Genomic DNA, 17,903 nt, shown 5'->3' on the forward strand with positions numbered 1-17,903 from the left:
TTTTTCATTCAGCCTTGGCTATCAACCGTGATGAGGCTTGTGCTCATCGGCGGCTTCCAGGGCGGGTTCCTGGGAGGCTGCAGCAGCTTCCTGGGCTGCTTTGGCAGCGGCCTCGGCCTCACGCTTGCGGCGGCGCACTTCACGCGGGTCGTTCGGCGCGCGGCCGTTGGCCAGCATGACAGTGGCAGGTTCTGCCTCAACCGGGGCTTCGACTTGCGCAGGCTCGACCACCACAGGGGCAGGCTCGGCCACCACTTCTGGCTGGGCTTCGACAACCGGTGCAGGCTGCTCGGCAGCTGGAGCGGTGTCAGTCACGGCCGGAGCCTGTTCGATTTCACCCGCTTCGACGGCAGGCGCTTCAACAGGTGCCTCTGCGATGATCGCAGGCTCGGCTGCAGGTGCTTCGTCAACCACTGGCTGCGGAGCAACTTCGACCACTGGCTCGGCAGTGACCTCGGCCACGATTACCGGCTGGCTGACAGGCTGCTCGACCACTGGGGCCACGGCAACTTCTTCAGCCTTGGCGACGGCCTCGACCTGCTCGACCTTTTCAGCTTGCTCGGCCGGCTGGGCGGCCTCGCGGTTGTCGGCCTCTGCAGCGGTAGCGACTTCGGCGGTGGCACGTTCGGCCTGCTGGTTGGCCTGGGCTTCGGCGTCGGCGCTGATGTTGCTGCTGGCAACAGTGGCAGTCACGGCGAGGCCGGCGGCCAGTTCGGCACCCAGCTCGGTGGCCTTGTGCTGTTGTGGCTGCTCTTCGCTGCCTTCGTCCTCTTCGCCACCGTCGATCAGCTCGCCATTGGCGTTGCGCTGGCGCTCACGACGGTTACTGCGACGACGCTGACCACGGGAGCGGCGGCGCGGGCGCTCGCCATCGGTGCCTTCCTGTTCGTCTTGCAGCAACTCTTCGTTCGGCAGTTGCTCTTCGGCCAGTTCGGCAGCCTGCTCGGCCGCTTCTTCCGCTACACGTGGCTGGCGCTCTTCGCGCGGTGGGCGCGGGGCACGTTCTTCGCGAGGTGCGCGTTCTTCACGCGGAGCACGTTCTTCACGTGGGGCGCGATCTTCACGAGGTGCGCGCTCTTCACGCGGGGCACGTTCTTCGCGAGGTGCGCGCTCTTCACGCGGGGCACGTTCTTCGCGAGGTGCGCGCTCTTCACGTGGAGCACGTTCTTCACGGGCTACACGCTCTTCACGTGGCTGACGCTCTTCGCGTTCGGCTGGCGGGGTGGCATCCAGCGGCTCGCGCAGCTCGCGTACGCGTTCTTCGCCACGGTTGCTGCGGCGGTCTTCGCGCGGCTGGCGTGGGGCGCGTTCTTCGCGCGGTGCACGCTCTTCGCGTGGGGCGCGTTCTTCGCGCGGTGCACGCTCTTCGCGTGGGGCGCGATCTTCACGTGGTGCACGTTCTTCGCGTGGGGCGCGATCTTCACGTGGTGCACGTTCTTCGCGTGGTGCACGCTCCTCACGTGGCTGGCGTTCTTCGCGCGGGGCGCGCTCGGCACGTTCTTCACGCGGCTTGCGCTCTTCGTCACGGCGGCCGTTGCGGTTGCGGCTCTGCTGACGGCCGTTGCGGCGCTCTTCGTTGCGCGGGCTGCGCTCGGCAGCCGGTTTCTCGGCGACGACCGGGGCAGCAGCAGGTTCTTCCTTGCCGGCGAACAGGCTGACCAGCGACTTCACCAGGCCTTTGAACAGGCTTGGCTCTGGGGCGCTCGGGGCTGGGGCAGCCGGGGCGACAGCCTGTGGCTCTTCAGCAGCCGGTACTGGCGCACTGGTGCGGGCCGGTGCGGTCTTGACCGCCGCTTCCTGGCGAACCAGGGTGCGGGTGGCGGTCTGCTGCGGTGCCTCTTCGGTCTCGGTGGCGGCGATCTCGTAGCTGGACTGGTTGTTCAGCACTTCCGGGTTGTCGTCGCGCAGGCGCTGGACTTCGAAGTGCGGGGTTTCCAGGTGATCGTTCGGCAGGATGATGATGCGTGCGCGGGTGCGCAGTTCGATCTTGGTGATCGAGTTACGTTTCTCGTTGAGCAGGAATGCGGCCACCGGGATCGGCACTTGTGCGCGTACTTCGGCGGTGCGGTCCTTCAGGGCTTCTTCTTCGATCAGGCGCAGGATGGCCAGCGACAGCGATTCGACGTCACGGATGATGCCTGTGCCGGAGCAGCGTGGGCAGACGATGCCGCTGCTTTCGCCCAGCGATGGGCGCAGGCGCTGACGGGACATTTCCAGCAGGCCGAAGCGCGAAATGCGGCCGACCTGAACACGGGCACGGTCTGCCTCCAGGCACTCGCGTACGCGCTCTTCCACGGCACGCTGGTTTTTCGCCGGGGTCATGTCGATGAAGTCGATGACGATCAGGCCGCCAATGTCACGCAGGCGCAGCTGGCGGGCGATTTCCTCGGCCGCTTCCAGGTTGGTCTGCAGGGCGGTTTCTTCGATGTCGCTGCCTTTGGTGGCCCGCGCCGAGTTGATGTCGATGGACACCAGGGCTTCGGTCGGGTCGATCACGATCGAACCACCGGACGGCAGGTCGACCACGCGCTGGAAGGCGGTTTCGATCTGGCTTTCGATCTGGAAGCGGTTGAACAGCGGTACGCTGTCTTCGTACAGCTTCACCTTGCTGGCGTACTGCGGCATTACCTGGCGGATGAAGGTCAGGGCTTCTTCCTGGGCATCGATGCTGTCGATAAGCACTTCGCCGATGTCCTGGCGCAGATAGTCGCGGATAGCGCGGATGATGACGTTGCTTTCCTGATAAATCAGGAATGGCGCAGCGCGGTCCAGGGACGCTTCCTTGATGGCAGTCCACAGCTGCAGCAGGTAGTCGAGGTCCCACTGCATTTCTTCGCTGCTGCGGCCAAGACCGGCAGTGCGCACGATCAGGCCCATGTCGCCCGGCACGGTCAGGCCGTTCAGGGCTTCGCGCAGTTCGTTGCGCTCTTCGCCTTCGATGCGGCGGGAGATGCCGCCGGCACGTGGGTTGTTGGGCATCAGCACCAGGTAACGACCTGCCAGGCTGATGAAGGTGGTGAGGGCTGCGCCTTTGTTGCCGCGCTCTTCCTTCTCGACCTGGACGATGACTTCCTGGCCTTCGCTGAGCACTTCCTTGATGTTCACCCGGCCTTCGGGGGCTTTCTTGAAGTATTCGCGGGAGATTTCTTTCAGCGGCAGGAAGCCGTGACGTTCGGAACCGAAGTCGACGAAGGCGGCTTCGAGGCTGGGTTCGATGCGGGTGATCTTGCCTTTGTAGATGTTGGCCTTTTTCTGCTCGCGCGCACCAGACTCGATGTCCAGGTCGTAGAGGCGTTGGCCATCCACCAGGGCTACACGCAACTCTTCGGGTTGAGTTGCGTTAATCAGCATTCTTTTCATGTTGTACCGTCGGTTTCCGGGCTGCCGGAAACGGCGTTCGGCACACACGACTTCTCATGGTCGGTGCCAAGGTGCGCAAAGGGTGGCCGGGCCACCCCCGTGTCGAGCGACGTTCGGCACCAGCCAGTTGCCCAGCCTGCCGTTGTCGCGACGACGCGTCCTGTTTGCTGCGGTGCCAACAAGGCCCCGGTGGCTTCGAATGGAGATCGAATCAACCAAGCGGGCCTTGTGCACTCAGTCAGGAGGAGGAATCAACCTTCAGCCGTGGACGCCCGGGGGCATCTGTTCAGGACCTTATCCGCTCGCCAGCCGTCAGTGGGCTGGTGGCCGGACGCGGTGCTACACGGTCCGAGGGCTGTGCATCTCCACCCTGCACGTATCCCTGATAATTCGGGTGCTGCCGCGCGCTGAATCCGCAACGGGTTGCATTTTTCGCCACTGCAGGTACTGCACTGGCGCCATTCATATCCAAGGCAGGTATTTCCGAAGCATTCGCCGTGCGTTGCGTGGAAGCGACGGGGCGGGCAGAGGGGCTGCGAAAAGAATCGGGTAAGCAGGTGAAACACCGCGCTTGTCGTTTTTTTTCGGTCTTCTCTACACGGCGCTGGTGGCGATTCCAGGCAATTCGGTAAACTGGCGAACACCCCGTAGGACGGCCTCGCGTCCTGGAGAATTGCGTTGGTCAGGGCCGGCTGAAAGCCTGTTGCCGCTGGCCTGCCGCTTTTGGCGGCGTTCGCGACTATAGCAGCAATGATTAAGTGCTTCAATTCCATAAAAAATTGTTATGATCCCGCAATGACGACCAATACCCCTCCGACTTCCGGCGTTCAGCTGATCGAAGTCGCGCCGGAGCTTGCCGGCCAACGCATTGATAATTTCCTCATCACGGCCCTCAAGGGCGTGCCCAAAACGCTGGTCTACCGCATCCTGCGCAAGGGTGAAGTGCGGGTGAACAAGGGTCGGGTAAAGCCTGAGTACAAGATCCAGGCCGGCGACATCGTGAGGGTGCCGCCCGTCCGCCTGCCGGAGCGTGACGAGCCGGCACCGGTGGCCCAGGGCCTGCTGCAGCGCCTTGAGGCGGCCATTGTCTACGAAGACAAGGCGCTGATCGTGATGAACAAGCCGTCCGGCATTGCCGTCCATGGCGGTAGCGGCCTGAGCTTTGGTGTGATCGAGGCACTGCGCCAGCTGCGCCCGGACGCCAAGGAGCTCGAACTGGTGCACCGCCTGGACCGCGACACCTCTGGCCTGCTGATGATTGCCAAGAAGCGCAGCATGCTGCGCCACTTGCATGCCGCCCTGCGCGGTGACGGGGTCGACAAGCGCTATATGGCGCTGGTGCGCGGCCACTGGCCGACGTCGAAGAAGCAGGTGAATGCGCCGTTGCTCAAGAGCAACCTGCGCTCCGGCGAGCGCATGGTTGAAGTGAACGAAGAGGGCAAGGACGCGTTGACCCTGTTCCGCGTGCTCCGCCGCTTTGGCGAGTTCGCCACCATTGTCGAGGCCCGTCCGATCACGGGGCGTACCCACCAGATTCGCGTGCATACCCTGCATGCGGGGCACATGATTGCCGGTGACAGCAAGTACGGTGACGAAGACTTCAGCCGCGAAATTCGCGAGCTGGGGGGCAAACGCCTGTTCTTGCATGCCTATGCGCTGACTGTGCCGCTGCCGGATGGTGGTGAGCTGAAGCTTGAAGCGCCTGTGGATGAAGTCTGGGCGAAAACCATTGAACGTCTGAGTGCGTCCTGATCCATGAAGAAAGGCTATGAGCTACTGATCTTCGACTGGGACGGTACCCTGGCCGATTCTATCGGGCGTATTGTCGAGGCCATGAATGCCGCCGCCGAGCGTGCCGGCGAGGTCGCCAGCCGTGAGGATGCGGTCAAGGGCATCATCGGTCTGGCCCTGGGTGAGGCGATCCATACCCTGTACCCGCACCTGGCACCTGCGCAGGTCGACAGCTTCCGTCAGCACTATGCTGATATCTACATGGCGCTGGATCAGCAGCCTTCGCCACTGTTCGAGGGCGTGGTCGAGTCGCTGGATGCCTTTCGTGCCGAGGGTTACCGCCTGGCGGTGGCTACGGGCAAGGCGCGTCGCGGGCTGGACCGGGTACTCAAGGCCAATGGCTGGGAGCAGTTCTTCGACATCACCCGTGCTGCCGACGAAACCCGTGGCAAGCCGCACCCGCTGATGCTCGAGGAAATCCTCGGCCATTGCGGCGTCGAACCGGCGCGTGCGCTGATGGTCGGAGATTCGGCATTCGACCTGCAGATGGCCAGCAATGCCGGGATGCATTCGGTGGCGGTGGGCTATGGTGCCATGCCGCTGCAGGCGCTGGCCGAGTTTGGTCCGCAGGTGTGCATCGATCATTTTTCCCAGCTGCGCGAGTGGCTGGGTGGTTCCGCAATTCCATTTCCAAGGTAGGTAAGCATGGCAGACGAATGGAAAGCCCCCGAGGCCGAACCCGAGGAGCGCGAAGGGCGCAAGAGCTGGCAGCTGCTGGAAAAGACCTTGCTGGCCAGTGTGCAGGAGCAGCGCCGGGCGCGGCGCTGGGGGATCTTCTTCAAGCTGCTGACTTTCATCTACCTGTTCGGCTTCCTGGCGTTGTTCACGCCGCTGATGGATTTCGACAAGGCGGCATCGCGCAGTGCCAGCCATACCGCGCTGGTCGAGGTGCGCGGGGTGATTGCCGATCAGGAGGCCGCCAGCGCGGACAATATCGTCAAGAGCCTGCGCGAGGCGTTCAAGGACAGCAAGACCAAGGCGGTGGTAATGCGCATCAACAGCCCGGGTGGCAGTCCGGTGCAGGCGGGTTACGTGTACGACGAAATCCGCCGCCTGCGTGCTGAATACCCGGCTATCAAGCTGTATGCAGTCATCGCCGATCTCGGCGCTTCTGGTGCCTATTACATTGCCAGTGCGGCGGACGAAATCTACGCCGATAAAGCCAGCCTGGTGGGCTCCATTGGTGTGACGGCGGCCGGTTACGGTTTTGTTGGCACCATGGAAAAGCTGGGCGTGGAGCGGCGCGCCTACACCTCGGGTGAGCACAAGGCCTTCCTTGATCCGTTCTCGCCTGAAAAGCCCGAAGAAACCCGGTTCTGGCAGGGTGTGCTGGATACCACGCACCAGCAGTTCATTGCCATGGTCAAGCAGGGACGTGGCGAACGCTTGAAGGACAAGGAACATCCTGAGTTGTTCAGCGGCCTGGTCTGGTCGGGCGAGCAGGCCAAGGCGCTGGGCTTGGTGGATGGGCTGGGCAGTGCCAGCTATGTGGCACGTGAGATTGTTGGCGAGAAGGAGCTGGTGGACTTTACCGTTCAGGAATCGCCTTTCGATCGCTTCTCCAAGCGCGTAGGTGCCAGCGTGGCTGAGCACCTGGCGATGTGGATGGGGTTCCAGGGGCCACAGTTGCGTTGAGTTCGGCGTGCATTTTGCGGCGCCTGTGAGATCGAGCGCCGCCCGTGCGGCGCTTCGCGGGGCAAGCCCGCTCCCACATTTGTTTTGGGCCGGTCAGTCCTGAGCCATTGGTGCGCGCCCCCTTGGAGGTACGACGCGATATCGTGTCATGCGCCAAAGGGTCCGCGCGCCAATGGTGACAGGAGAAATTGGCCTGAAACAGATGTGGGGGCGGGCTTGCCCCGCGAAGCGCCGCGCGGGCGGCGCTCGGTCTCACAGGCGCAGAAAATCTCGAGCCAGGCTCAAGGGACAACCACCCCCTCCCGGGTCAACATATCCACCAGTCGAATCAACGGCAGCCCGATCAGGCTGGTCGAATCGCACCCATGGGTGCTCTGAAACAAACTCACCCCCAGCCCCTCCGCCTTGAAGCTCCCCGCGCAATCCAGTGGTTGTTCCGCCGCCACATAGCGTTCCACCCGCTCGCGGCTCAGCTCGCGCATCGTCACGGTAAACGGCACGCAATCCACCTGGCAGTGCCCGGTGGCGCTGTTCAGCAGTGCCAGCCCGGTCAGAAAACTCACCTGCTGACCGCTGCACTCCAGCAGTTGCTCGCAAGCCCGCTCGAAGGTGTGCGGCTTGCCCAGTACCTGTTCGCCCAGCACCGCAACCTGGTCCGAGCCGATGATCAGGTGCCCGGGGTGGCTGCCCGCCAATGCCTCGGCCTTTTGCCTGGCCAGTCGGCGCACCAGGTCCACGGCGGGCTCGTCATCCTGTCGCTGTTCGTCTATATCAGGGCTTGCCCAGGTGAAGGGCAGGCGCAGGCGTGTGAGCAGTTCGCGGCGGTAGGCAGAGCTGGAAGCCAGTAACAAAGGAAGCATGGTAGACTCCGGGTTCGGTTGAACCAATCCTATCACGCACGATGCCGCCTAATTTCCTTTGACAGGGGCGGGGGGCATCCCTAGAATGCTGCGCCTATGTTGAATGACCCGATTCCACCTCACGTTGACCCGCGCAAATTAGCCGATCGTGGCGTAACCCTTAACGGTTCGCTGCAACTCGCTGATTTGGAAAGACTCTGCGACCCGCTTTCCGACAATGTCGGTACGGTGCAGGCGAAGTTCGATTTTGAACGAGATGAGCAGCACGTAGTGGTTATCCACACCGAGCTGAACGTCGAGGTCAAGATGGTTTGCCAGCGTTGTCTTGAGCTGGTCACCCTGCCGATCTACAGCGAATGTACATACGCTGTGGTGAAGGAGGGTGCGAATACCCAGTCGTTGCCGAAAGGCTATGACGTGCTGGAACTGGGCGAAGATCCTTTGGATCTGCAGGCATTGGTCGAGGAAGAGCTTCTGCTCGCCTTGCCAATCGTGCCTGCTCACCATCCGGAAGAATGCCAGCAGCCGGCGGGCGCAGACGAGCCCGAATCGAGCAAGGACGAGGTATCGCGGTCCAACCCGTTCAGTGTTTTGGCGCAGTTAAAGCGTGACCCAAACGTTTAGGAGTTAATCAATTATGGCTGTTCAGCAGAACAAAAAATCCCGCTCTGCCCGTGACATGCGCCGTTCGCACGACGCCCTGTCGGAAAACGCGCTGTCGGTAGAAAAGACCACCGGTGAAATTCACCTGCGTCACCACGTTTCGCCAGAAGGCGTATACCGTGGTCGTAAAGTGATCGATAAGGGCGCTGACGAGTAATCCTTGTCTGCTCAGATCATCGCGATCGACGCAATGGGCGGGGACTTCGGTCCCCGCAGCATTGTCCAGGCTAGCATTGCCTGCCTTTCGGCTACCCCCTCGCTGCACCTGACCCTCGTCGGTCAACCCTCCCTCCTAGAAGATCTTGTCAGTGGCCTTGCAGCTGCGGATCGCGCGCGCCTGCAGATTGTCGCCGCCAGTGAGGTGATCGGTATGGACGAGCGGCCATCGCAGGCGCTACGCGGCAAGCCGGACTCGTCGATGCGCATCGCCCTCGAACTGGTGCGCGACGGCAAGGCCCAGGCCTGCGTCAGTGCCGGCAACACCGGGGCGCTGATGGCGCTGTCACGCTTCGTGCTCAAGACCTTGCCGGGTATCGATCGGCCAGCCATGGTGGCGGCGATTCCCACCCAGGCGGGTTACTGTCAGTTGCTCGACCTCGGCGCCAACGTCGACTGCAGTGCAGAAAACCTCTATCAGTTCGCGGTGATGGGCTCGGTGGCCGCCCAGGCCCTGGGTGTGCATCGGCCGCGGGTGGCATTGCTTAACATCGGCACCGAGGACATCAAGGGTAATCAGCAGGTAAAGCTGGCGGCCACGCTGTTGCAGAACGCTCGCGGCCTCAACTATGTCGGTTTCGTCGAAGGGGATGGCCTGTACAGAGGGGAGGCGGACGTGGTGGTGTGCGACGGTTTTGTCGGCAACATCCTGCTCAAGTCCAGCGAGGGCCTGGCGACGATGATCGGTGCGCGCATCGAAAAACTGTTCAAGGGCGGTGCTTTTGCCCGCGTTGCCGGGGCCATGGCCATGCCGTTGCTCAAGCGCCTGCAGGCCGACCTGGCGCCGGCGCGGCACAACGGTGCGAGCTTTCTGGGGTTGCAGGGTATCGTCATCAAGAGCCATGGCTCGGCAGGCGTGCAGGGCTTCCAGAGTGCTATCCAGCGGGCGTTGATCGAGATTCAGGAAAACCTGCCGCAGCGCCTGCATGGCCGCCTCGAAGATTTGTTGCCTTAGGCATTTCGCCGATGAAGTGCTTAAATGTGACCGCTTGGTCTGCGTATTCATCCAAGTTTTCAGATTCTGCGTCCAGCCCACGGCTCGGCGCACCTCATTCGACGACAAGATCATAAGGGCTTGTTCAATGTCTGCATCCCTCGCATTCGTCTTCCCCGGTCAAGGTTCCCAGTCCCTGGGCATGCTCAAGGAACTGGGCGCCGAAAAGCCGGTGATCGTTGAGACCTTCAAGGAGGCCTCCGACGCTCTGGGTTACGACCTGTGGAAGCTGGTCCAGGAAGGCCCGGAAGAACAACTCAATCAAACCGACAAGACTCAGCCTGCGATCCTCACCGCTTCCATCGCGCTGTGGCGCCTGTGGCTGGAGGAGGGCGGCGCCACGCCGGCTTTCGTTTCTGGTCACAGCCTGGGTGAATACAGCGCCCTGGTTGCCGCAGGCAGCCTGTCGCTGAAAGATGCCGTGCGCTTGGTCGAGCGTCGCGGCCAGCTGATGCAGGAAGCCGTCCCGGCCGGCCATGGCGCCATGGCCGCAATCCTCGGCCTGGATGACGCCGTGGTGGTCGAGATCTGTGGTAGGGCGGCCGAAGACGAAGTGGTCAGCGCGGTGAACTTCAACTCGCCGGGCCAGGTTGTGATTGCTGGCAACAAGGCTGCGGTGGACCGTGCCATGGAGCTGTGCAAAGAGGCTGGTGCCAAGCGCGCCCTGCCACTGGCGGTCAGCGTACCGTCGCACTGTGCCCTGATGAAGCCGGCCGCCGAGCGTTTCGCCGAGAACGTGAACGCCATCGAATGGAAGGCGCCACAAATTCCGGTGGTGCAGAACGTCACCGCTGCCATTGCCCCTGACCTCGATGCCCTCAAGCATGACCTGCTGGCACAGCTGTACCAGCCTGTGCGTTGGGTCGAGTGCGTGCAGACCCTGGCTGCCAACGGTGCGGTCAACCTGGTCGAGTGCGGCCCGGGCAAGGTCCTGGCTGGCCTGAACAAGCGTTGCGCCGACGGCGTGACCACCTACAACCTCAATACCCCTGACGCCGTTGCCGCCACCCGCGCGGCACTGGCCTGATTTGGAGAAGCTTGCATGAGCCTGCAAGGTAAAGTTGCACTGGTCACCGGCGCCAGCCGTGGCATTGGCCAGGCCATCGCCCTCGAGCTGGGCCGCCAGGGCGCGACCGTGATCGGTACCGCCACTTCGGCCTCCGGCGCCGAGCGTATTGCTGCCACCCTGAAAGAGCACGGTATCACCGGCACCGGCATGGAACTGAACGTGACCAGCGCCGAATCCGTTGAAACTGTTTTGGGTGCAATCGCCGAGCAGTTTGGCGCGCCGGCCATCCTGGTCAACAACGCCGGTATCACCCGCGACAACCTCATGCTGCGCATGAAGGACGACGAATGGTTCGACGTGATCGACACCAACCTGAACAGCCTCTACCGTCTGTCCAAGGGCGTGCTGCGTGGCATGACCAAGGCACGTTGGGGTCGTATCATCAGCATCGGCTCGGTCGTCGGTGCCATGGGTAACGCGGGCCAGGCCAACTACGCCGCCGCCAAGGCTGGCCTGGAAGGCTTCAGCCGCGCCCTGGCGCGTGAAGTGGGCTCGCGTGGCATCACCGTAAACTCGGTGACTCCGGGCTTCATCGACACCGACATGACCCGCGAGCTGCCAGAAGCGCAGCGTGAAGCCCTGCAAACCCAGATTCCGCTGGGCCGCCTGGGCCAGGCCGACGAAATCGCCAAGGTGGTGTCGTTCCTGGCGTCCGACGGTGCAGCCTACGTGACCGGCGCTACCGTGCCGGTCAACGGCGGGATGTACATGTAACACTGCAACTCAATGTGACGGATTTCGTAAAAAAAGAGTCATACTGCGAGCCTAAAATCCGTTATAAAGCTGCAACCAGATTCCAGGCAGCGGGTAGGGTGTCTAGCCTGAGAGTGCGTTTAGCTTGAAAAGCGAACGTCTTTCTATAAAATTAGCCACCGGCCAGCTGCCTGACATATATCCATTAGGAGTGAAAACTAGGTATGAGCACCATCGAAGAACGCGTCAAGAAAATCGTCGCCGAGCAACTGGGCGTGAAGGAAGAGGAAGTGACTAACGAGAAGTCCTTCGTCGATGACCTGGGTGCCGATTCGCTTGACACCGTTGAGCTGGTGATGGCTCTGGAAGAGGAATTCGAGACCGAAATCCCTGACGAAGAAGCCGAGAAAATCACTACCGTTCAAGCCGCTATCGACTACGTCAACAGCCACAAGGCCTAAGACGCTGTAGTCGTCGCTACTTGACGAGAAAAACCGCACTGCCTTTGCCGGCGTGCGGTTTTTTCTTTGCGAACGTGCTGCTTTTTGGCGAGCCGGCTTCGCTCACCGCGCACCAAGAGCCTGTTGCCATTCCATTCCAGCGCTTGAATGTAATCGCAAGAGACTCTGTTATTAGAAAAGGAGAGTACTGTGTCGCGTAGACGCGTCGTGGTCACCGGTATGGGTATGCTGTCGCCACTGGGTACCGATGTACCGAGCACCTGGCAGGGCATTCTGGCTGGCCGCAGTGGCATTGGTCCGATCGAACACACGGACCTGTCTGCTTACTCCACCCGTTTTGGCGGCTCGGTGAAAGGCTTCGAGGTTGAGCAATACCTGTCGGCCAAAGAGGCCCGCAAGCTTGACCTGTTCATCCAGTACGGCCTGGCGGCCGGTTTCCAGGCGGTGCGAAATGCCGGCCTGGAGGTCACCGACGCCAACCGTGAGCGCATTGGCGTGGCCATGGGCTCGGGAATCGGCGGCCTGACCAATATCGAGGAAACCAGTCGTACGCTGCACGATTCGGGGCCGCGTCGCATTTCCCCGTTCTTTGTGCCGGGCTCGATCATCAACATGATCTCCGGGTTCCTGTCGATCCACCTGGGCCTGCAGGGGCCGAACTACGCCATTGCCACCGCCTGCACCACCGGCACCCATTGCATCGGCATGGCAGCGCGCAATATCGCCTACGGTGAAGCTGACGTGATGATTGCAGGGGGCGCAGAGATGGCTGCCTGTGGCCTGGGCATGGGCGGCTTCGGTGCCTCCCGTGCGTTGTCCACCCGCAACGACGAGCCCAGCCGGGCCAGCCGCCCGTGGGACAAGGGCCGTGACGGCTTTGTATTGTCCGACGGTGCCGGTGCCCTGGTACTCGAAGAGCTGGAACACGCCAAGGCCCGTGGTGCGACCATCTATGCCGAGCTGGTTGGCTTTGGCATGAGCGGCGACGCCTACCACATGACTTCGCCACCCGACACCGGCGAGGGGGCTGCCCGCTGCATGGCCAACGCCTTGCGCGATGCCGGTATCCAGCCGGAAGAGGTCAGCTACATCAACGCCCACGGTACCTCGACCCCTGCGGGCGACGTGGCCGAAGTCGCCGCGATCAAGCGCGTATTCGGTGAGCATGCCTACAAGCTGGCTGTCAGTTCGACCAAGTCGATGACCGGCCACCTGCTGGGCGCCGCAGGCGCGGTGGAAGCGATCTTCAGTGTGCTGGCGATCAACAGCCAGATGGCCCCGCCCACCATCAACCTGGACGAACCGGACGAAGGTTGCGACCTCGACTTCGTGCCGCACCAGGCGCGCAGCATGCCGATCGACGTGGTGCTGTCCAACTCGTTCGGCTTCGGTGGCACCAACGGCTCGCTGGTGTTCCGCCGGTTCGCCGGTTGATGCAGAGCTGGGTCGATGGCCAGCCTGCGGGTGCAGTCAACCTGCAGAACCGCGGCCTGGCCTACGGCGATGGGCTGTTTGAAACCATCGCTGTGCGTGGTGGCCAGCCCCGCTTGCTGGAAGGCCACCTTGCACGCCTGGCGCTGGGTTGCCAGCGCCTGGCGCTCAGCGCCGACCTGGTGCTGGTGCGCGACGAACTCCTGCGCTATGCCAGCCAGCTCGGTGACGGTGTAGCCAAACTCATCCTTACCCGTGGTGACAGCCAGCGTGGCTATGCGCCGGTTGCCGGTGCTGCGCCGCGGCGAATTCTGCAGGGCAGCCCGTTACCCGGCTATCCTGTCGAGCATGCCGAGCAGGGCGTGCGCTTGTTCCTGTGCCAGACCCGGCTTGGGGAACAACCGCTGCTGGCCGGCCTCAAACACCTCAACCGCCTGGAGCAGGTGCTGGCCCGTGCCGAATGGCAGGACAGCGACCATGCCGAAGGCCTGATGCGTGACGGGCAGGGCAGGCTGATCGAAGGGGTGTACAGCAATCTGTTCCTGGTGCGCGATGGCGTGCTGTTCACTGCCGACCTCAGCCGTTGTGGTGTGGCCGGGGTGATGCGTGCGGCACTGCTGGAACAGGCCGCGCTGCTGGGCATTCCGGCGCAGGTATGTGACCTGCCGTTCGACGCGTTGGAGCAGGCAGATGAAGTATTTGTTTGCAATAGCGTTTACGGCATCTGGCCCGTGCGAGGCGTAGCCGCGCTAAACTGGTCGCCTGGCCCGCTCACCCGTAAACTGCAGGCCGTTGCCCGTACGTTACTGGAAACCTGAATTCGTGAGACGTAAATTCCTGCTACTGCTGGAAATGGGCCTGATCATTGCCGGGTTGGCGCTTGGCTGGTCGGCCTGGAAGGTCAACTCGGTCCTTGAGCAGCCCTTGCACGTGACGCAGGAGCGCCTGCTCGACGTGCCCAATGGCACCAACCCAAACCGCATGTTCTATCGCATGGAGCAAGAAGGTTTGCTGGACGACGCCGTCTGGTTGCGCTTGTACTGGCGCTTCAACATGGCAGGCACTGCCCTGCACACAGGCGAGTATCGCCTTACCCCAGGCATGACGGTCGAACAGTTGTTCGACGCCTGGCGCCGGGCCGACGTGGTGCAATACAACCTCACCCTGGTGGAAGGCTGGACCTTCCGTCAGGTACGCTCGGCCGTGGCCAAGCATGAAAAAATCAAGCATACCCTGGACGGCCTGTCGGATTCCGAGGTGATGGACAAGCTCGGCCATACCGGTGTGTTCCCGGAAGGGCGCTTTTTCCCGGACACCTACCGCTTTGTACGTGGCATGAGCGATGTCGAGCTGCTGCAGCAGGCCTACATGCGCCTGGACGAAGTGCTGGCAAAGGAATGGGCCGAGCGCACCACCGACCTGCCGTATCGCGATCCGTACCAGGCGTTGATCATGGCGTCGCTGGTGGAAAAGGAAACCGGTATCCCCCAGGAGCGTGGGCAGATTGCCGGTGTATTTGTGCGGCGCCTGCGCCTGGGCATGATGCTGCAGACCGATCCGACGGTGATCTACGGCATGGGTGAGCGGTACAACGGCAAGATTACCCGCGCCGATCTGCGCGAACCGACACCCTACAACACCTATACCATGACGGGGTTGCCGCCCACGCCGATTGCCATGGTCGGCCGTGAAGCGATTCACGCGGCGCTCAACCCTTCCGATGGCACCAGCTTGTACTTCGTCGCCCGCGGCGATGGCAGCCATGTGTTCTCCGACGACCTCGACGACCATAACTCGGCGGTGCGTGAGTTCCAGCTCAAGCGACGTGCAGGCTACCGCTCCAGCCCCGCACCGCAGCAAGACGTACAGCCGGGCGCTGACGAGGCTCCGCCCCAGGTGCCGGCGGCGGACGAGCCGGCTGCGCAGCCGGCACCCGAAGAGCCGCCTGTGCAGGACGCCCCTGCTGGCGGCGCTCAAGCGGCCGAACGGCCGACGCCTGACGAACAACATTAAGGACTGCCTGTGAGCGGCTTGTTTATTACGCTGGAAGGCCCCGAAGGTGCGGGCAAGAGCACCAACCGCGACTACCTGGCTGCACGCTTGCGCGAGCAGGGCCTGGATGTCGTGCTGACCCGTGAGCCGGGTGGTACGCCGCTGGCCGAAAAAGTGCGCGAGCTGCTGCTGGCCCCCACCGATGAAAGCATGGCGGCCGACACCGAACTGTTGCTGGTGTTCGCGGCGCGCGCCCAACACCTCGCGCAGGTAATCCGCCCGGCGCTGGCCCGCGGCGCCGTGGTGCTGTGTGACCGCTTCACCGACGCTACCTATGCCTATCAGGGCGGTGGGCGCGGTTTGTCGGTCGAGCGCATCGCCACCCTGGAGCAATTCGTCCAGGGTGACCTGCGCCCGGACCTGACCTTGGTTTTCGACCTGCCAGTGGAAGTGGGCTTGGCCCGTGCTGCCGCCCGCGGCCGCCTGGACCGTTTCGAGCAGGAGGGCCAGGCGTTCTTCGAAGCTGTACGCCAGGCTTACCTGCAGCGCGCCCAGCGCGAGCCGCAGCGCTACAGCCTGCTCGATGCCGCACAATCGCTGGAGGCCGTGCAGCGCGCTATCGATGTGCTACTCCCGGCGATTGTGGAGCGTTGCCGTGGCTGACGCCTACCCCTGGCAGCAGGCTATTTGGCAGCAGCTGGCCGGCCGCAGCCAGCACGCGCACGCCTACCTGCTGCACGGGCCGCAGGGTATCGGCAAGCGGGCCATGGCCGAACGCCTGATGGCCCGCCTGCTGTGCCAGCAGCCCCAAGGGCTGGATGCCTGCGGCGGGTGCAAGGCCTGCATGTTGCTCAAGGCCGGCAGCCACCCGGACAATTTTGTGCTTGAGCCTGAAGAGGCCGACAAACCGATCAAGGTCGACCAAGTGCGCGAGCTGGTGGCGTTCGTGGTGCAAACTGCGCAATTGGGTGGGCGCAAGGTGGTGCTGATCGAGCCTGTCGAGGCGATGAACGTCAACGCCTCCAACGCGCTGCTCAAAAGCCTCGAAGAGCCATCTGGCGACACGGTGCTGCTGCTGGTCACCCACCAGCCCAGCCGCTTGTTGCCGACTATCAAGAGCCGCTGCCAGCAGGTGGCGTGCCCGCAGCCAAGCCTGGCCCAGAGCCAGGCCTGGCTGGCGGGTGCGTTGCCTGACAGTGACGAGGCCGAGCGTGACGAGCTACTGACGCTGGCCGCCGGTTCGCCATTGATGGCGGTCAGCCTGCAGGCACAAGGTGTGCGCGAGCAACGTGCGCTGGTTACTGACGGGGTGAAGAAGCTGATCAAGCAGCAGCAATCGCCCAGCCAGCTGGCCGATGCCTGGAACGGCGTGCCACTGCTGTTGCTGTTCGACTGGTTCTGCGATTGGTCGCATCTGATCCTGCGCTACCAGTTGACCCAGGACGAGGAGGGGTTAGGCTTGGCTGATATGCGCAAGGTGGTGCAATACCTGGCGCAGAAGAGCCGCCAGGCCAAGGTGCTGGAGGTGCAGGCCTGGATCCTGGAGCAGCGTCAGAAGGTGCTGGGCAAGGCCAACCTCAACCGCGCCCTGCTGCTCGAATCGCTGCTGGCTCACTGGCTGCAACTGCCCGGTACCCGCTGATTTTCATTTTTTCATGTGTGTCGTCATCCTATGCTCGTAGATTCCCATTGCCACCTCGACCGTCTTGACCTGAGCGCCCACCAGGGCTCCCTCGATGCCGCTTTGCAGGCAGCGCGTGAGCGTGGGGTCGGTCATTTTCTGTGTATTGGCGTCAGTGCCGAAAACGCCGGTGCCGTGAAGGCGTTGAGCGAGCAGTACGCCGATGTCGATTGCTCGGTGGGCGTGCACCCGCTTGACCTGGCGCCGGGTGAAACCCCGGCGCTGGAATGGTTGCTGCGCGAACTGGCCCACCCCCATGTGGTGGCGATAGGTGAAACCGGACTGGATTACCACTATGAGCCGGAAGCTGCCGAGCTGCAGCAGGCTTCGTTCCGCCTGCACCTGGAAGCCTCGCGGCAGACCGGCAAGCCGGTCATCGTGCACACCCGGGCGGCACGTGCCGATACCCTGGCGCTGCTGCGTGAAGCCAACCTGCCACAGGCTGGCGTGCTGCATTGCTTCACCGAAGACTGGGAGATGGCCAAGGCCGCGCTGGACCTGGGGTATTACATCTCGCTGTCTGGCATCGTAACCTTCCGCAACGCCGATGCCCTGCGTGAAGTGGCTCGGCAGGTGCCGGTCGATCGTTTGCTGGTCGAGACCGATTCGCCGTATCTGGCACCCATTCCGTACCGTGGCAAGCCGAACCTTCCGCAGTATGTACGGGAAGTGGCTGAGTATGTGGCTTCGTTGCGGGGCGCCAGTTATGACCAACTGGCTGAGCAGACTACTGCCAACTTCAAGCGGTTGTTCCCGTTGGCGCGGGTGGCCTGATGGCCCACGAGCCTGAGTGCTCTTGCTCTTGCTCTTGCTCTTGCTCTTGCTTCGGCTTTGGCTTCTAAGCGCGCGGTAGCTCAGGCAACGCAGATTGCGACTTCAGGAGGCCGAGCGCAGGGCTTGCGGAGGGAGGTGACGGGCATGGATGCCCGTCAAGCGCTGGGCCCCAGGATGGGGCCTGCAGCGCGGTCCTCCCGGGAGCGAGCCCGGAGCGAGGGGACCCCGGAGCGCAGCGTAGGGGCCGGATGATGGGAGCGCAGCGTTTTTTGGTTACTTTTTG

General features: G+C 62.9%; 17 protein-coding genes. 15 read left to right on the forward strand and 2 right to left on the reverse strand.

Annotated elements, in window-relative coordinates; all coding sequences use genetic code 11:
• Nucleotides 1-21: 21 nt before the first annotated feature.
• On the reverse strand, nucleotides 22-3,360 hold the full coding sequence (gene rne / locus LU684_RS29060) for a ribonuclease E (RefSeq protein ID WP_232895313.1): 3,339 nt from the start codon (nucleotides 3,358-3,360) through the stop codon (nucleotides 22-24).
• Between the two features lie 795 nt (nucleotides 3,361-4,155).
• On the opposite strand from rne, the gene rluC reads away from it, so the two are divergent.
• The 3 genes from rluC to LU684_RS29075 are packed head-to-tail and all read left to right on the forward strand — an operon-like array spanning nucleotide 4,156 to nucleotide 6,786.
• Nucleotides 4,156-5,112: a 23S rRNA pseudouridine(955/2504/2580) synthase RluC gene (gene rluC / locus LU684_RS29065; protein WP_024718201.1), complete on the forward strand. Its 957-nt coding sequence runs from the start codon at nucleotides 4,156-4,158 to the stop codon at nucleotides 5,110-5,112.
• Between the two features lie 3 nt (nucleotides 5,113-5,115).
• The gene (locus LU684_RS29070) at nucleotides 5,116-5,790 is read left to right on the forward strand and encodes an HAD family hydrolase (protein WP_232895314.1); all 675 of its coding nucleotides are present in this window, start codon (nucleotides 5,116-5,118) and stop codon (nucleotides 5,788-5,790) included.
• Nucleotides 5,791-5,796: 6 nt separating this feature from the next.
• Complete coding sequence (locus tag LU684_RS29075; protein ID WP_016485483.1) at nucleotides 5,797-6,786, forward strand: S49 family peptidase; 990 nt, start codon at nucleotides 5,797-5,799, stop codon at nucleotides 6,784-6,786.
• Nucleotides 6,787-7,067: 281 nt separating this feature from the next.
• Here LU684_RS29075 and LU684_RS29080 read toward each other — a convergent pair whose 3' ends face one another.
• Nucleotides 7,068-7,646 carry a Maf family protein gene (locus tag LU684_RS29080; RefSeq protein WP_016485484.1) on the reverse strand — a complete coding sequence of 193 codons (579 nt, stop codon included), beginning with the start codon at nucleotides 7,644-7,646 and terminating at the stop codon, nucleotides 7,068-7,070.
• A gap of 96 nt (nucleotides 7,647-7,742) precedes the next feature.
• Here LU684_RS29080 and LU684_RS29085 point away from each other — a divergent pair, with 96 nt between their 5' ends.
• From LU684_RS29085 to LU684_RS29140, 12 genes are all read left to right on the forward strand, one after another.
• On the forward strand, nucleotides 7,743-8,270 hold the full coding sequence (locus LU684_RS29085) for a YceD family protein (protein ID WP_016500896.1): 528 nt from the start codon (nucleotides 7,743-7,745) through the stop codon (nucleotides 8,268-8,270).
• Between the two features lie 13 nt (nucleotides 8,271-8,283).
• Nucleotides 8,284-8,466 carry a 50S ribosomal protein L32 gene (rpmF, locus tag LU684_RS29090; RefSeq protein ID WP_016485486.1) on the forward strand — a complete coding sequence of 61 codons (183 nt, stop codon included), beginning with the start codon at nucleotides 8,284-8,286 and terminating at the stop codon, nucleotides 8,464-8,466.
• 3 nt (nucleotides 8,467-8,469) lie between these two features.
• Nucleotides 8,470-9,480 carry a phosphate acyltransferase PlsX gene (gene plsX, locus LU684_RS29095; protein WP_016485487.1) on the forward strand — a complete coding sequence of 337 codons (1,011 nt, stop codon included), beginning with the start codon at nucleotides 8,470-8,472 and terminating at the stop codon, nucleotides 9,478-9,480.
• Nucleotides 9,481-9,607: 127 nt separating this feature from the next.
• On the forward strand, nucleotides 9,608-10,546 hold the full coding sequence (gene fabD, locus LU684_RS29100) for an ACP S-malonyltransferase (RefSeq protein WP_083283763.1): 939 nt from the start codon (nucleotides 9,608-9,610) through the stop codon (nucleotides 10,544-10,546).
• A 15-nt stretch (nucleotides 10,547-10,561) separates the two neighbouring features.
• On the forward strand, nucleotides 10,562-11,302 hold the full coding sequence (fabG, locus tag LU684_RS29105) for a 3-oxoacyl-ACP reductase FabG (RefSeq protein ID WP_016485489.1): 741 nt from the start codon (nucleotides 10,562-10,564) through the stop codon (nucleotides 11,300-11,302).
• A 203-nt stretch (nucleotides 11,303-11,505) separates the two neighbouring features.
• The gene (gene acpP, locus LU684_RS29110) at nucleotides 11,506-11,742 is read left to right on the forward strand and encodes an acyl carrier protein (protein WP_008096410.1); all 237 of its coding nucleotides are present in this window, start codon (nucleotides 11,506-11,508) and stop codon (nucleotides 11,740-11,742) included.
• Nucleotides 11,743-11,931: 189 nt separating this feature from the next.
• On the forward strand, nucleotides 11,932-13,176 hold the full coding sequence (fabF, locus tag LU684_RS29115) for a beta-ketoacyl-ACP synthase II (protein WP_012271164.1): 1,245 nt from the start codon (nucleotides 11,932-11,934) through the stop codon (nucleotides 13,174-13,176).
• Nucleotides 13,176-13,991: an aminodeoxychorismate lyase gene (pabC, locus tag LU684_RS29120; protein ID WP_232895315.1), complete on the forward strand. Its 816-nt coding sequence runs from the start codon at nucleotides 13,176-13,178 to the stop codon at nucleotides 13,989-13,991. Before fabF ends, pabC begins: the two co-directional genes overlap by 1 nt.
• Nucleotides 13,992-13,995: 4 nt before the next feature.
• Nucleotides 13,996-15,186 carry an endolytic transglycosylase MltG gene (gene mltG / locus LU684_RS29125; RefSeq protein WP_060518411.1) on the forward strand — a complete coding sequence of 397 codons (1,191 nt, stop codon included), beginning with the start codon at nucleotides 13,996-13,998 and terminating at the stop codon, nucleotides 15,184-15,186.
• Between the two features lie 9 nt (nucleotides 15,187-15,195).
• The gene (gene tmk, locus LU684_RS29130; RefSeq protein ID WP_016485492.1) at nucleotides 15,196-15,828 is read left to right on the forward strand and encodes a dTMP kinase; all 633 of its coding nucleotides are present in this window, start codon (nucleotides 15,196-15,198) and stop codon (nucleotides 15,826-15,828) included.
• Nucleotides 15,821-16,807, forward strand: coding sequence for a DNA polymerase III subunit delta' (locus LU684_RS29135; RefSeq protein ID WP_016485493.1), 987 nt, complete (start codon nucleotides 15,821-15,823; stop codon nucleotides 16,805-16,807). The genes tmk and LU684_RS29135 overlap by 8 nt, the downstream gene beginning before the upstream one ends.
• A 30-nt stretch (nucleotides 16,808-16,837) precedes the next feature.
• Entirely contained in the window at nucleotides 16,838-17,620 is a 783-nt protein-coding gene (locus LU684_RS29140; protein ID WP_016485494.1) for a TatD family hydrolase, read from the forward strand.
• The last annotated feature ends 283 nt before the right edge of the window (nucleotides 17,621-17,903 follow it).

Origin of the sequence: Pseudomonas sp. NMI542_15, from assembly GCF_021283425.1 — a bacterium.
GTDB lineage: Bacteria > Pseudomonadota > Gammaproteobacteria > Pseudomonadales > Pseudomonadaceae > Aquipseudomonas > Aquipseudomonas fortuita.

What these genes read in the sequence shown, in the direction of transcription:
- rne (WP_232895313.1), bottom strand. Translation starts at nt 3,360, where the DNA reads ATGAAAAGAATGCTGATTAACGCAACTCAACCCGAAGAGTTGCGTGTA.
- rluC (WP_024718201.1), top strand. Translation starts at nt 4,156, where the DNA reads ATGACGACCAATACCCCTCCGACTTCCGGCGTTCAGCTGATCGAAGTC.
- LU684_RS29070 (WP_232895314.1), top strand. Translation starts at nt 5,116, where the DNA reads ATGAAGAAAGGCTATGAGCTACTGATCTTCGACTGGGACGGTACCCTG.
- LU684_RS29075 (WP_016485483.1), top strand. Translation starts at nt 5,797, where the DNA reads ATGGCAGACGAATGGAAAGCCCCCGAGGCCGAACCCGAGGAGCGCGAA.
- LU684_RS29080 (WP_016485484.1), bottom strand. Translation starts at nt 7,646, where the DNA reads ATGCTTCCTTTGTTACTGGCTTCCAGCTCTGCCTACCGCCGCGAACTG.
- LU684_RS29085 (WP_016500896.1), top strand. Translation starts at nt 7,743, where the DNA reads ATGTTGAATGACCCGATTCCACCTCACGTTGACCCGCGCAAATTAGCC.
- rpmF (WP_016485486.1), top strand. Translation starts at nt 8,284, where the DNA reads ATGGCTGTTCAGCAGAACAAAAAATCCCGCTCTGCCCGTGACATGCGC.
- fabD (WP_083283763.1), top strand. Translation starts at nt 9,608, where the DNA reads ATGTCTGCATCCCTCGCATTCGTCTTCCCCGGTCAAGGTTCCCAGTCC.
- fabG (WP_016485489.1), top strand. Translation starts at nt 10,562, where the DNA reads ATGAGCCTGCAAGGTAAAGTTGCACTGGTCACCGGCGCCAGCCGTGGC.
- acpP (WP_008096410.1), top strand. Translation starts at nt 11,506, where the DNA reads ATGAGCACCATCGAAGAACGCGTCAAGAAAATCGTCGCCGAGCAACTG.
- pabC (WP_232895315.1), top strand. Translation starts at nt 13,176, where the DNA reads ATGCAGAGCTGGGTCGATGGCCAGCCTGCGGGTGCAGTCAACCTGCAG.
- LU684_RS29140 (WP_016485494.1), top strand. Translation starts at nt 16,838, where the DNA reads ATGCTCGTAGATTCCCATTGCCACCTCGACCGTCTTGACCTGAGCGCC.